Origin of the sequence: Bacillus sp. CFBP9009, assembly GCF_036541465.1 — a bacterium.
Lineage (GTDB): Bacteria > Bacillota > Bacilli > Bacillales > DSM-1321 > Peribacillus.
This window is the reverse complement of record NZ_JAZHFU010000003.1, coordinates 514,438-527,576: the sequence shown is the minus strand read 5'-3', so window position 1 is coordinate 527,576 and position 13,139 is coordinate 514,438. Positions and strand designations below refer to the sequence as shown.

The following is a 13,139-nucleotide window of genomic DNA, read 5'->3' as shown; positions in this document are numbered from 1 at the left end:
ATAACTAGTTCAAAATATTGAAATAACACTCATTCAAAGTTATGGTCTTAAACGGATTTATAGAAGCATATTATTTATATTGACAGTGAAACAAGCATGGCAGATATAAGCTATGCCAGCCAATAAAGTGCAGGGTTTCATTGAAATTCCATCATGAGGATCATCCTCATTTATACATGTCGGAACAATCCACATTTCATCATGCGCTTACTTTTCGAGAAAAGGAAGTTCATATTTTATTATATACGAAACGAACTGCCCTTATTTAGTAACCTTCAAGAGGAGGCTGAATTTTGCTAAAATCAAAATCTAAAACAGTACTGTTAGCTACCTCCGTCACGATGATGGCAGTTGGCTTGATCATCTTCCCCCAAGAATCCTTTGAAGCTTCCAAAGGCGGACTCAATATTTGGTGGACAATTGTGTTCCCTTCGCTTCTACCTTTCTTGATTTTCTCGGAGTTATTAATCAGTTTTGGGGTTGTCAGGTTCATTGGCGTCATGCTCGAACCATTTATGCGCCCCTTATTCCGTGTACCAGGAGTGGGCGGTTTCGTTTGGGCGATGGGACTTGCATCAGGATTTCCAGCCGGAGCGAAATTCACTGTGAGGCTTCGTCAAGAAGAACAATTGACCCGCATTGAAGCTGAAAGACTCGTTTGTTTTACTAATTCATCTAATCCATTGTTTCTGTTCGTTGCCGTTGCCGTCGGGTTTTTCCACAATCCTCATTTAGGGATCATCCTTGCACTTTCCCACTACCTAGGAAATTTTTGTGTAGGCATCATCATGCGTTTTTACCGTTGGAAAGAAGAAAAATCCCATACTAAAGTAATGACCAAGCTCCCCTCCATAAGACAAGCTTTTAGCCAAATGCATCGAACCAGAATAAAAGAAACAAGACCATTTGGCAGTTTACTTGGAGATGCGGTAATCTCATCCATCCAAACCCTATTAATGATCGGGGGATTCATCATTCTCTTTTCGGTGGTGAACAAGCTTTTATTTCATATGAACATTACCGGATTGCTAGCATCGTGGGTCGGAGGAATTTTACATATTTTTAATTTCCCGGATTCCTTAAGCCTCCCCTTCATATCAGGTATGTTTGAAATGACTCTTGGTTCAAAATTAACCAGTACGGTCGAAGATGCGACACTCTTTCAGCAAACTGTGATGACAAGTTTCATCTTAGCTTTCAACGGTTTTAGCATTCAAGCGCAAGTTGCCAGCATCATTGCCGCAACAGACATTCGTTTCACTCCCTTTTTTCTGGCTAGGATAGCACATGGCCTTCTGGCATCCATTATTACCCTCTTGCTTTGGGAACCATTCTATAAAGGCAATATGTACAGCGGCAGCCCGTTAAACGCATTCCCAGTCAGCGGATCCGGTGAACACGTGAATTCCCTATATCAGAACATGCTTGATTTCGGCCCCATTCTAACACTCTTGTTTTTGATCCTATACATCATCATATTTACCAAAAGGCTATTCAAAGGCCTTTCTTAAACCGAAAAAAAGAGCATTGCGCGTAGGCAATGCTCTTTTTTCTATCCTTTCAGTTCCTTGTACTTTTTGGCCAGGGCTTTCTGGACGACGCTTGGCACTAGTTCGGAGATATCCCCGCCATACTTCGCTACCTCTTTCACGATACTTGAACTCAAGAAAGAATATTGATTTTTCGTCATGATAAAGAATGACTCTATTTTATTGTTTAGGAATCGGTTCATCGAAGTTCCCTGCATTTCATATTCAAAGTCGGAAGTCGCCCTCAATCCCCTGATAATGGCATTCGCGGAAACGCTTTCAGCATAGTCGACCGTCAATCCCTGATAGAAATCCACTTTAACATTCGGCATATGGGCAGTCGCCTCAGTAATCAATTCCAGTCTCTCCTCCACTGTAAAAAGTGAATTTTTCGCTGAATTGTTCACGATGACCACATATACCTCATCAAAAACATTCGCTCCCCTTTGAATGATATCAAGATGACCAAATGTTATTGGATCAAAACTCCCCGGACAAATCGCTATTTTGGACATTCATAGTTCCCCCTGTTCGTGTACGTTTCCCCATTGATAAATCGTAACGGCAATGACGCCATAAACTTCTTTTCTCTTAACGGTAAAGTCACCAACTTTTTCTGGCAATGTAACATCATGGCCATGCTCACAAACAATGTATCCCATATCGTTCAGCAATCGGTATTTATGTATTTCTTCAAGAATCTCGACTAGCTTTTGTTTCTTATAAGGTGGATCAAGAAAAATCAATTCAAAAGTCATTTCCCTTTTCACCAAAGCCTTCAGTGCACGCTCTGAATCATTCTTATAAACTTCTGCACGGTCTGAAAACTTGCATAGTTCCAAATTGGCCTTAACCGTTTGATTTGCTTTAAAATCCCGGTCGACAAATATGGCTTTATCCATGCCTCTGCTTAACGCTTCAATTCCCAGTCCACCGCTCCCGGCAAACAAGTCGAGGACCAGCCCTCCTTCGAAATAAGGACCAATCATATTGAAAATGGATTCCTTGACTTTATCAGTAGTCGGCCGGGTTCCTGTACCCGGTACAGCCTTAAGTGGTCTTCCTTTGCAAATTCCGGAAACGACCCTCATAATCCTCACCACATTTTATGACAAATTTCTGTTACTTTCCTATCCTAACATATTAGAAAAAGCTAGCCAATATTTAAACCCATTTGGCTTCATTTCCAAGATAAAATCAACGTATCATTTCGGACCATGGATTCTTTTTATAAATCTTTTACATTTTGAATAATAATGTGGTTTTTGGCAATAATGTGAATAACAACATTCCTTTTTAGGTGTTGTTGCCAACCGCGGAGAAGGCTTACGTTTCCCCATAAGCTCTTCCTCCGGTTTCTCCTCTCCCTTTGCCTTCTGGTCCTTAGTTAGACATAGAAGGACCCTGCATATTTTTGCAGGGCTTTTTTTATTGTTTAATCTCTGATATCTAAGTGTCTTTGTCATGCTTCGTCAATGAAGTTGTCCTTCTCTTTTATGAGGGATAATGATAAAGTAATGAATAATAAGTTAGTTAGGAGAGGTTTAATTGATTCAACGTTTTATTGAAATTGGACAAGGATATTCCGATATATATGAGTTGCTGGAAGTAGGACGCAATCAGAAACATCGAGTTGCAAGGCTTTTGGCCATGCATACTACTATAAATGATAAAAAGGTAACGTCATTGGTGATCGTCATGCAGCCCACAGATCCCGGGAAATTCCAGCCGCTTTACATTTGCCGTGAAGGTATACCGAACCCTCATGCCACCAAAAACAAACGCTATGAGCTTTTTGAGAACTTGGCAGAGGAACTGGATAGACCGATTATTGAAATCGACGTGAAACCTTCAGTGCTCTTTGCAGAAATCGAGTTGTATTACCAACATTTAATCGGCATTTTGCGAATGAATAGGTATCTGCCCCCATTAGGTTGATTGATCCCCTGAATTTGAAAAAAGCTGACTCCGCATGAGTCAGCTTTTTTCAAATTCCCATTTTATAATCATATTCCTTCGCTTTATCCGGTTTGGAGTTTTCGAACTCCACCTTCAAAAAAGGCTTGTAAGAAAGGTCCACTTTTTTAACGAACGAATAATTATTCAGCTTTTCCACTAGTGGTTCCACTTCATCCATATTCGTATAAAGCACCACATATTTCAACTTTTTTGAAACATAATGGATATTTCCAAATTTCCTAAGCATTTTGGCTTGTTTTAATGTATGTAAATAGACGATGATTCCCTGTCTCGCTCCAAGCATATCAATAACTCCCTTTTATAAAGGTTTTAACTAAGTGTAGCATAGCAGAATCTTTACTTTCAACCAAGAAAAAAGATTATAAACGAAATTCTCTCACTATTATGAATATATACACTGTGAAGGGAGCCTAACAAACGATGGATTTAAACCAAATTTGGCATCAATTTATTGATCATCTATTAGATAATAATGAAATTACCCAAGCTTCGATAAAAAAGTTCACAGGTATACCATTTTTATATATCCATTATCATCCGGCTCAAAATGATAATAGTAAGCTTTCTTTTTTAATAAAAAAAGCTGCAAGCCTTTCAATGCGCGGCAAGCAGCTTCATTGTGAAACCATTTTCGTACGGCAGGAAGAACATTTATATGTGTTCCGGCATCGTTTTTATGTGCCGCAGCAAAAGATGTTTTGCTGCGGCAACCTATGTCCGGATTGTATTTTATATCGCAGTTAATCGCTTTGTCATGTATCCGGAATATAAATGATAATAACAAGAAAATCTTTATACATGCATCGGATCATTTAACAATGTCTCGACGAAGGTTCCTTACATGACACAGCCACCGAACTCCGTAGTAATGTCGAATTTCGATGGCTGCATACCGGCCTAATGTTCACAATCTGGCCATTACCTTAAGCAGAGCATCCGCAGCTTCCGCCGGTTCCGCAGCTTCCCGTTGAACATCCACCTGATGAAACAAAAAATGGATTCCCCGCTGGAGTTTTGACCTGTTCAGAAACCGCTCGGCCAATCCTTCCGCTTATTTCATCAAGAACGGATTGCAATTCGGTCTCAGCCCGCTTAAACTCAGCAACGGCAGGATGCATATCCATGTCTCGTTTAGCTTGCCTGGTTTCTAAATTGATGCGTTTATAATCCGGATGATATTTACCGAACCTTTGAACATCTTCAAATAGATCCTTTAGCGAAGTAAACTTGGAAATTTTCCGCTGGGCCTCTTTGTCGCTTTGTAATTTATATAAACTAAGGAGGTATTCTTCCCCTATTTCAGAATGAAGGATCATTTCAGCTAATCCATCAGCCTGTTGTAAAATGTCGATGATTTCCATAGTAGCAAGCATTAACAAGCTCACCTCCACAACCATTTTACCATTTCTCCCTTATAGATGCTAATGGTTTGATTAAATCGAGGAAGTGATATGTACCTCAATCTCTTTTTGCAGCCCTGTTTTTTCACCTGAACCATTCAAAATCTCCAGCTTAATTTTATGCTTGCCATTCGGGACTTCCTTTAAGATAAATGCTGCCGTTTTCATATCGACTTTCTTTTGATTATCAATAAATACGGACACAGTTGCCAACTGTTCTGGATTTGATTCAGAAAAACCATAGTTTTTCAAGTAGCACTCTACATAGACAGAGTTGCCTTTTACAAAAGTTTTTACCCGAAAGTCCTCATCTGAATTTCGGATGCTCGATACAGTGGTGGCAGCTTTAAGTGTAGAAACACTATGCATGGCTACTCCTGAATTTTCAGGTTCCGGTATTTTCTTCCCACAACCCGACGCTGCCATCAACACTGTTAGAGCAAATATCAACTTTCTCATTCCATCGTCCCCCTTTTGCCTTTATTGTTCGCCAAAAGGAGTAATTTACTCTTTTTTTCTTCATTCACCTGAAACATTCATCGCTTGAAACATATGAAGCATCATGGAGGCGACCTGAACGCTTTCCGAAAATTTAGAGACCCGATGCGGAATCGACTTTTCAAAATAATATTTCGCCTCGGTTTCAAACACATCCACTTCATGTGGATTACGCATTAACCTTCTGTACCATCCAGGCTGAACCCTCAAGTAATTTCGCATATCTTCGTTTGTTTGGATGAATTCATATATATTCTGACGCATGAAAAACCCTCCTTAATCTTTTGTGAATAAAAAAGGGTTAGCTCTCTGCTCTTTTTCTTTTGGGGGAGGACTTGTATCACCTGATTTATTCCCTTGGAAAGCAGATAGCACTCCTTGGATTGCACCGATGGCCTGATTGGCATTCGTAATATATTGTTGAATCTGCCCCATATCCATATTTTTAACTGCACTCATTAACGAACCGATCAACTCAGTGCTTTGGTCTCCCTTTTCAACCGGCGGTGATGGGGATTCTGTATTCACTTTGGACTCACCCACACTGCCTTCAGCCTGCCAGCGTGGATGATCATCTCCGAGTAAATACCACTCTTCAAAAAGTTCCTGCCATGTTGCTTGTTTGCTTCTCACTTCATTCACTAAATGAGGATGCTCCTTTACAAACTCCCGAAATCGATCCACGGAGGGCCGTTTTCTTTTTGCCATTACTCTCACCTCACACTTAGACATCGCCTATTGCACCATATGCTAAAGGTAAATAAAAAGTGCATCACATTCCATTTTAAATCAAATTGGATTTGCCAAAGAAAAAAAGGATGTATTTTCATGTCGCATGAATGTGATTCAATCAAAGACTTCCAGAACCTGGCTGAATCTGCAGATGAAACAGAGTTATCTGATTTATCGGGAATTGTTTCAGGGTTAAAAGCCAAAGTAGAGCAAGGGAACCACTCTTATTTTTCAAGCCTGCTGCAATTAAATAAGGATGTAAGCAAACAGCGGACGACACTTACGATGACCATGACTGACACACCTCTTGATTGAACATTACTAATGAAGGCATGATGGCTACATTGATAGATTCGACCTTACAAGCTCAACAGTTCCAAAAGGGTATGATGCCGTTACTGCGGATATCCAAGTTCGTTCCGTAAAACCCTCCATTGGCCGATTACGTGCCATTCAAATTAATATAAGGCAAACGATCATCATTGAGGGGAAGGTCCACCGTAATGATGGATGGGGAACTTTGCGCTATATCCAGAACAAGAAAACGGACCCAAATCGGATCCGTTTTTTTATCTCTTTATGAAATTCTGAGTGTAATACTTTTTATATACCCCGACGCCCAGACCTGTAAATTCCTCGTTCAGCATCGCATCCCGATGACCTTTGCTATTTAGCCAGCCTTCCATGACTGCAGCTGCGTCCACATAATTAGCCGCTATATTTTCACCTGCTGCCCTGTATTTTACATGACCTGCATCGAGACGCTTTTCCAATTCCCCATTTGTTTCAGAAACATGGGTTCCTTCAGGTGCGTCCGTCATTTCCCGGCTATGAAGGTAAGCAACCCTTGCTGTTGGAGCATCCCATTCTAAAGGCTCCAAATCAAACCGGCTGCGCATTATATTCGTAATATCGAATATTTGCTGCTCATTGCCATCTTCAACTTTCGCCATGTCTTCCTCAGAAAGATCCTTAACTGTCACAAGCTCACCATGATAGGTCAACTCATACGGCTGTTGTTTCAATAGGGCCGAATCATTCAAAAATCGGATGCTTGAAACAGTCCCTGTGAATTTATCCAAATAAAGCTGAACATTAATATTCCCTAAATCAATCAACGGTCTCATGTTCATATCTTCCTCCGACAATTCAAAACGATAGGAACTGTCACCAACTTCAATATCAACAGTGGGTTCCACATATAAGCTGGAATAGATGGCATCAATCGATTGTCCAATTTTAAAAGGAGCGACATTGACCTCATCACCGATTCCATAAGCAGATACCACTTTTTCATTTTCAACGGCTAATTGAAAATAATTATTATAATTCTTTTTATAAACCCACCATTCATATCCATAGGCGGACATATCAATTCGATCTGGCTTACCGTATTCCTTTTCTATCTCTTTTGCATTTTTCCCGATTGTTACTGCCAGACCTTCTGTCACTTCAGTAACCCCTTCCTTTTCAGAGGAAGTGCTTTTTTCATTTATATGTTCATTGGGGTTAACACCTTTGTTACCATCAATAAGAGGGTTCCCATCATCTTCATCGCCGATATTAAGATAAATACCGATTACGAAAAAAATAACGATTAACACCAACACCTTACCTAAATTGCGCAGAGGAACACTCCCTCTCTCTATCTAATTTATGTATCCAATGCAAAAAACCTTTCTTTCCTGATTATATCACTGTTCAATCATAATTTTCTAATTTACGATAGACTGCCCCTTCATTAAATTTATTTTAAAAATGGAACTTTTGTGAATGATTGAAATACCATGGTTGAGTTCATTGCAACTTCCACCATTTCGTACTATTATAAAATATAGGATAAAATGGTATATTATAAACATACTTGGAGATTTTTAATATATTCATGTACATAATATTTTCCCGGTATGTCATTTTAATTCCCAATAGTAAACATAGGAGGTACTACTCGTGAAATTTGAAAGCTTTGGAATCGAAAACATCACAGCCGACTTAAACCGATTAGATGACCTAATGCCGCAATATGGTTTAATACGTGCAGAACAATGGGATTACGAAAGAGTCAGTTACGATCGTAAGTTCGAATTAAAAGAAGGCACGTTTTACCTGAGAATACTTGGCTATGCTACAGAGGGCGATGTAGGCTCTCACAGGGCCGTCATTAAACTTATGGTCCCTCTATTAGGAAAACACTATTATCCACACGGAGTTGAATATGGTGAAGGAGAGGATTTCCCTGCATCACTAGTTAAACAAAGTGAAAAAATCCTCTCTCAAATCAAAGAAGAACTTACACAATTCAACGGCCTGTAAAAGCCGTAAGTTAAAAGTGAGGTACAAAGAGAGAGGATCATGTGTGATGCTCTCTTTTTTTCGTATCCATTACAAAAGCCTGATGCTTTTTTGCACCAGGCTTTTTCGTTATTTTAAAATCCTAGGATCGCCTTTATTAAAGATGTTGTTTCGCCGCCATGATAAATGACATAAAGCAGGATGTAAACAGCTACTCCTGTAATCCCAGTGAAAAACCAAATGATGCTGGTAGCAGGTCCGATTTTTTTATGAATGGCGAATTTACCTTTAAAACCAGTGGTAAGCATGATGATTCCCAAAACTGCTCCAGTTGTCGCAAGCGTTATATGGAAGATCAAAAAAATCGTATAATAAATTTTAATGTCATCGGGTCCGCCAAATGACGTACTGCCAATGAAGACCGTCCGGGAAAGATATATAGTGAAAAAGATTACCGCAAAAACTGCAGCTGCCATCATGGTTTTTTTATGGGTCTCGATTTTGCGTTGTTTAATTTGATACCAGCCTATTGCAACAGTGATTGCACTTAATACAATGAAAGCTGTACTTATCGTTGGAAGGATTGGTAAAGACATATGTATTGTAGTCCTCTCTATATTTATTAATCATCTACCATTTTATAAGAGGCAATCATAAAATTCAATAAAATCAAGGATTATTAACAGAATGCTCACTTTTATAGAATAGCCAAGTCGAATCACTGGCTATTTGCTTTAAATCAAAAATCAGGCAAGGCAGATAAAAGACTTGTCCGTCCCAAGACAAGTCTTTTATCGTACAATTATTCTACAGTCTGAAAATCCGAAGGTATTGGATCGATATCATTTTGGCCGCCATTCTCCTTTTTGAACCAAGCAAAGAAAATGACACCTAATACATAGCCTAAAACGATTTCTTGGATCACCTTCATCAGAACCCCGCCAAGCTGTTGATCCTCAAGCAATGGCAGTCCATTGAACATTTCCGGGCCACTGAGCGTTAAGCCGGACAGCGCTGAAGCCGGAACGCAAAGTTCCATGGCACTGGCCCAAGATTCCGCATTGGTGAATGTATCATACATCGGATCATTAGCAAAAATGATCAAAGCGCAAGCAGGGGTCATTAGAATGCCACTGCCGAAAATATATGCTACTTTTTTAACACCTGACAGACTTTCACGTTCCGGAAGTTGATTGACAAGCGGGAACCACATCAAAACAGCGGTAGTAAATAAAAGGACCGTGTATCCGGCATGAAACCACATCCCCGTTTTGATAAAGTCGAACACTAACGGGATATGGTACAACGAGAAAAGAACATTAAATAGTAAAAGGGCGACAAGAGGTCTCGTGAAAAATTGAAATAACGGCTTCACTCCCCTTGAGTTTATGAAAGTTCTCATAAGCCAATCTGGAATCGCTATGATAAATAAAGGCGGAATCACGAGATAGAGCAGTGCCATTTGAAACATGTGGGCACTGAACATGATATGGCTCAATAAATCCAGTGGCGATCCTTTTACTGCATATAGAAGGAACATGGCTATCAAAAAATAAGTTGCCTGTTTAACGGAAAGCGCTGAACTGCCCGAAAACTTCTCCCTTTTTTTTGTCACCAGCCAAAAATAGCCAACGGTTATAAGTACGAGGACGGCAAAATAATAAGGACTCCACAAAGCGCGAAATCCGAAAATATCAATAGACAAAAAAATCACCTCGTTCATAAACTTTTTCTTACTTTCATTATACCTAAAATGAAACATGGTAACAAATATAGATAAACTTGGATTCTTTTTCTAGCTACACATAAAGAAAACCGGCTATCATTCAATAGCCGATTTCCTTTATGGTTTATAACCAAACAATCGTTGTGAACACAAGGACAGTTATCAAGCCGACAGCAAGGCCGGAAAATAAGAACAATGCAATGGTGCCATGCCCTTTATGCTTCATATGCATGAAATAATACAATTGGAAAATCACTTGTACAACTGCCAGCAGCAAAATGACTGGTTTAATGAACCAATGTGAAAAACCCTCGATTCCTACAGCAGCAAAAGCAAGTAATGTAAAGAAAATCATAAGTGTAAATGATATCACTTGGTGTTTCATCTCTTCAGCATTTTTCTTACGGCGATATTTTAAATCGACATTCGGGTTCGCTGAATTTGATTGTTCATTCGCCATCAGTTATCCCACCATTCCCATTAAGTATACGACAGTAAAGATAAACACCCAGACTACGTCAATGAAATGCCAATAAAGACTCGCAACATAAAATTTAGGAGCGTTATATAAATTCAAGCCCCTTCTTGCATTACGAACCATAAGAGATATGATCCAAACCAGACCGAAAGCAACGTGTCCTCCATGAAAACCAACTAACGTATAAAACGCTGAGCCGAAGGCACTGCTTGTAAATGTATGATGGAATTCATGAACATAGTGATTAAATTCATAAATCTCGAGACCTAGAAAAGCAAAACCAAGTGCAACTGTAATTACAAGCCATGCTTGCATTTGTTTAAAATGGTTATTTTTCATATGGTACATCGCATATACACTGGTTAATGAACTGGTCAATAAAAGCATGGTTGCTACAAAAGTCAGCGGTAATTCGAATAAGTCTTTAGCTAGGGCTGCATCACCATTTGGAACTTTATCCTTCAATGCAAGGTAAGTTGCAAAAAGTGAGGCGAATAGTACCGTCTCTCCACCAAGAAACAACCAGAATCCCAAATACTTATTTTTACCTTCTAAAGTCGCTTTCTCGGGAGAAGCAGGCCAAGTGGCATCCGTGAATCTTTCATCTGCTTGCATTATGCCTTACCTCCCTTGTCTTTATTGTCCATAAGGTCTTCTTTATGAATGTGGTATCCATGATCGTCTTTAACGGAACGGATAAACATTGAACCGAATGTGATCAAAAGTCCAACAATCATTATAGGCAGGGTCCATGTCTTATCATCCATATTATATAAAGCACCGAATGCGGCAACAAATAAACCCAAGGCAATCGTTAAAGGAAGTATAGATGAATTCGGCATATGGATATCCCCCAGTGGTTCTGCAGGAGTCATTTCCTTTTTCCCTTCCATTTTTTCAACCCAGTAAGGATCTAATCCGCGGACAAGCGGCAATTGTTTGAAATTATAAAACGGCGGTGGTGATGGAATGGCCCATTCAAGCGTACGGCCGTCTCCCCATGGATCATTACCGACTTTCTCATTCTTCACAGATGTAATGATTATATTGATGACCATAACCAAGACCCCAAATGCCATTAAGAAGGCTCCAACTGTACTAATCATATTACCTGTATTGAGACCTTGATCGTCCAAGAATGTAAATACGCGACGAGGCATCCCCATCAAACCTAAGAAATGTTGAATGAAGAATGTTAAATGGAAACCGATCAAGAACGTCCAAAATGTGATTTGTCCCAATTTTTCACTTAACATCGTTCCAAACATTTTCGGCCAATAAAAATTGATTCCAGCCAGTAAGCCCAATACAACCCCACCAACGATTACATAGTGGAAATGGGCAACAACGAAATAACTATCATGGTATTGATAATCAGCTGGTGCTGATGCGAGCATGATACCTGTCACGCCGCCCATGGTAAATGTAGGGATAAAGGCAACTGCATAAAGCATCGGCACCGTGAACTTGACGCTTCCGCCCCACATCGTAAAAATCCAGTTGAATATCTTAATACCTGTCGGCACTGCAATAGCCATGGTAGCAACGGCAAAAATCGCATTCGCGATAGGTCCTAAACCAGTCGTAAACATGTGATGCGCCCAAACCATGAAACCTAGGAAACCGATTAAGACGGTTGCAAATACCATTGATGAATAACCAAATAATCTTTTTCTGGAGAATGTAGCGAAAATTTCGGAAAAAATACCGAAAGCTGGAAGAATTAGGATATATACTTCCGGGTGACCGAATATCCAGAATAAATGCTCCCAAATGATCGTATTCCCGCCCGCTGCTACATCAAAGAAATTCGAGCCGAACATTCTGTCGAACATCATTAACACCAATCCTACGGTAAGCGGAGGAAAAGCGAATAATATCAATGCGGAAACAACGAAAGTTGACCATGTGAACAGCGGCATACGCATATATGTCATACCAGGCGTACGCATATTAATAATGGTTACTAGGAAATTGATCCCCGCAATTAATGTTCCCAATCCTGATATCTGTAATCCCAGGACGTAAAAATCAATACCATGGCCTTCGGAATGCAGGGAAAGTGATGCATATGATGTCCAGCCTGCATCAGGAGCCCCCCCTAAAAACCATGAAAGATTCAGAAAGACTCCTCCAAAGAAAAACAACCAAAAACCTAACGAGTTCAAAAATGGGAACGCGACATCACGTGCCCCTATCTGTAAGGGTACAACCGCATTCATTACAGCAAATACCAATGGCATGGCTGCCAGAAATATCATAGTTGTACCGTGCATGGTCAATATTTCATTATAAAATCCGGCACTTACGAAGTCATTATTTGGGATTGCAAGCTGGATACGGATAAACATCGCTTCCAAACCGCCGATTACAAAGAATAATCCGCCAGAGATAAGATATAAAATGGCGATTTTCTTATGGTCCACCGTCGTCAGATAATCCCAAAGCGTAGCGCCAAATCCTTTTTTATTAGCGTACGTACTCACGATTTAACCTCCTTAATC

Annotated in this window: 18 protein-coding genes; 5 read left to right on the top strand and 13 right to left on the bottom strand. The window is 39.9% G+C overall.

The features are described 5' to 3' along the window. The first annotated feature begins 293 nt into the window (after positions 1-293). A complete protein-coding gene (ylbJ, locus tag V3595_RS11950) occupies positions 294-1,511 on the top strand; it encodes a sporulation integral membrane protein YlbJ (protein WP_485907386.1) in 1,218 nt (405 codons plus the stop codon). A gap of 41 nt (positions 1,512-1,552) precedes the next feature. On the opposite strand, the gene coaD is transcribed toward ylbJ, so the two are convergent. Together coaD and rsmD are read right to left on the bottom strand one after the other, a co-directional pair. Then, positions 1,553-2,044 carry a pantetheine-phosphate adenylyltransferase gene (coaD, locus tag V3595_RS11945; RefSeq protein ID WP_350301939.1) on the bottom strand — a complete coding sequence of 164 codons (492 nt, stop codon included), beginning with the start codon at positions 2,042-2,044 and terminating at the stop codon, positions 1,553-1,555. Beyond that, positions 2,045-2,620 carry a 16S rRNA (guanine(966)-N(2))-methyltransferase RsmD gene (rsmD, locus tag V3595_RS11940; RefSeq protein WP_034313946.1) on the bottom strand — a complete coding sequence of 192 codons (576 nt, stop codon included), beginning with the start codon at positions 2,618-2,620 and terminating at the stop codon, positions 2,045-2,047. Positions 2,621-3,077: 457 nt separating this feature from the next. Between rsmD and V3595_RS11935 the strand changes: the two genes are divergently transcribed. Continuing rightward, on the top strand, positions 3,078-3,467 hold the full coding sequence (locus tag V3595_RS11935; protein ID WP_063231953.1) for a DUF7147 family protein: 390 nt from the start codon (positions 3,078-3,080) through the stop codon (positions 3,465-3,467). A 49-nt stretch (positions 3,468-3,516) separates the two neighbouring features. On the opposite strand, the gene V3595_RS11930 is transcribed toward V3595_RS11935, so the two are convergent. Further along, the gene (locus V3595_RS11930) at positions 3,517-3,792 is read right to left on the bottom strand and encodes a YlbG family protein (RefSeq protein WP_048684554.1); all 276 of its coding nucleotides are present in this window, start codon (positions 3,790-3,792) and stop codon (positions 3,517-3,519) included. Between the two features lie 137 nt (positions 3,793-3,929). On the opposite strand from V3595_RS11930, the gene V3595_RS11925 reads away from it, so the two are divergent. Further along, on the top strand, positions 3,930-4,253 hold the full coding sequence (locus V3595_RS11925) for a hypothetical protein (protein ID WP_485907385.1): 324 nt from the start codon (positions 3,930-3,932) through the stop codon (positions 4,251-4,253). Between the two features lie 179 nt (positions 4,254-4,432). Here V3595_RS11925 and V3595_RS11920 read toward each other — a convergent pair whose 3' ends face one another. From V3595_RS11920 to V3595_RS11905, 4 genes are read right to left on the bottom strand one after another with little or no spacing between them, the layout of a single operon-like run. Beyond that, complete coding sequence (locus V3595_RS11920; RefSeq protein WP_063232132.1) at positions 4,433-4,882, bottom strand: YlbF/YmcA family competence regulator; 450 nt, start codon at positions 4,880-4,882, stop codon at positions 4,433-4,435. A 60-nt stretch (positions 4,883-4,942) separates the two neighbouring features. After that, on the bottom strand, positions 4,943-5,368 hold the full coding sequence (locus V3595_RS11915; RefSeq protein WP_485907384.1) for a hypothetical protein: 426 nt from the start codon (positions 5,366-5,368) through the stop codon (positions 4,943-4,945). Positions 5,369-5,428: 60 nt separating this feature from the next. Beyond that, the gene (locus V3595_RS11910) at positions 5,429-5,671 is read right to left on the bottom strand and encodes a YlbE-like family protein (RefSeq protein WP_101224562.1); all 243 of its coding nucleotides are present in this window, start codon (positions 5,669-5,671) and stop codon (positions 5,429-5,431) included. 12 nt (positions 5,672-5,683) lie between these two features. Further along, a complete protein-coding gene (locus tag V3595_RS11905) occupies positions 5,684-6,115 on the bottom strand; it encodes a YlbD family protein (protein ID WP_485907383.1) in 432 nt (143 codons plus the stop codon). Between the two features lie 120 nt (positions 6,116-6,235). Here V3595_RS11905 and V3595_RS11900 point away from each other — a divergent pair, with 120 nt between their 5' ends. Beyond that, the gene (locus V3595_RS11900; RefSeq protein WP_485907382.1) at positions 6,236-6,454 is read left to right on the top strand and encodes a hypothetical protein; all 219 of its coding nucleotides are present in this window, start codon (positions 6,236-6,238) and stop codon (positions 6,452-6,454) included. 254 nt (positions 6,455-6,708) lie between these two features. On the opposite strand, the gene V3595_RS11895 is transcribed toward V3595_RS11900, so the two are convergent. Further along, positions 6,709-7,743 (bottom strand): CAP domain-containing protein, encoded by a 1,035-nt coding sequence (locus V3595_RS11895; RefSeq protein WP_485907381.1) that lies wholly within the window; start codon positions 7,741-7,743, stop codon positions 6,709-6,711. Between the two features lie 346 nt (positions 7,744-8,089). Between V3595_RS11895 and V3595_RS11890 the strand changes: the two genes are divergently transcribed. After that, entirely contained in the window at positions 8,090-8,452 is a 363-nt protein-coding gene (locus tag V3595_RS11890) for a YugN family protein (RefSeq protein ID WP_101224559.1), read from the top strand. Between the two features lie 113 nt (positions 8,453-8,565). Here V3595_RS11890 and V3595_RS11885 read toward each other — a convergent pair whose 3' ends face one another. The 5 genes from V3595_RS11885 to ctaD all read right to left on the bottom strand — a co-directional run bounded on the left by V3595_RS11885 (position 8,566) and on the right by ctaD (position 13,121). After that, positions 8,566-9,027 (bottom strand): DUF420 domain-containing protein, encoded by a 462-nt coding sequence (locus V3595_RS11885; RefSeq protein ID WP_057278459.1) that lies wholly within the window; start codon positions 9,025-9,027, stop codon positions 8,566-8,568. 206 nt (positions 9,028-9,233) lie between these two features. After that, positions 9,234-10,136, bottom strand: a complete 903-nt coding sequence (gene ctaG, locus V3595_RS11880; RefSeq protein ID WP_485907380.1) for a cytochrome c oxidase assembly factor CtaG — start codon at positions 10,134-10,136, stop codon at positions 9,234-9,236. Positions 10,137-10,281: 145 nt separating this feature from the next. After that, positions 10,282-10,617 (bottom strand): cytochrome c oxidase subunit IVB, encoded by a 336-nt coding sequence (gene ctaF, locus V3595_RS11875; RefSeq protein ID WP_048684534.1) that lies wholly within the window; start codon positions 10,615-10,617, stop codon positions 10,282-10,284. Positions 10,618-10,620: 3 nt separating this feature from the next. Continuing rightward, the gene (locus V3595_RS11870; protein ID WP_101224556.1) at positions 10,621-11,250 is read right to left on the bottom strand and encodes a cytochrome (ubi)quinol oxidase subunit III; all 630 of its coding nucleotides are present in this window, start codon (positions 11,248-11,250) and stop codon (positions 10,621-10,623) included. Beyond that, positions 11,250-13,121 (bottom strand): cytochrome c oxidase subunit I, encoded by a 1,872-nt coding sequence (ctaD, locus tag V3595_RS11865; RefSeq protein ID WP_241590408.1) that lies wholly within the window; start codon positions 13,119-13,121, stop codon positions 11,250-11,252. Before ctaD ends, V3595_RS11870 begins: the two co-directional genes overlap by 1 nt. Positions 13,122-13,139: the final 18 nt, after the last annotated feature.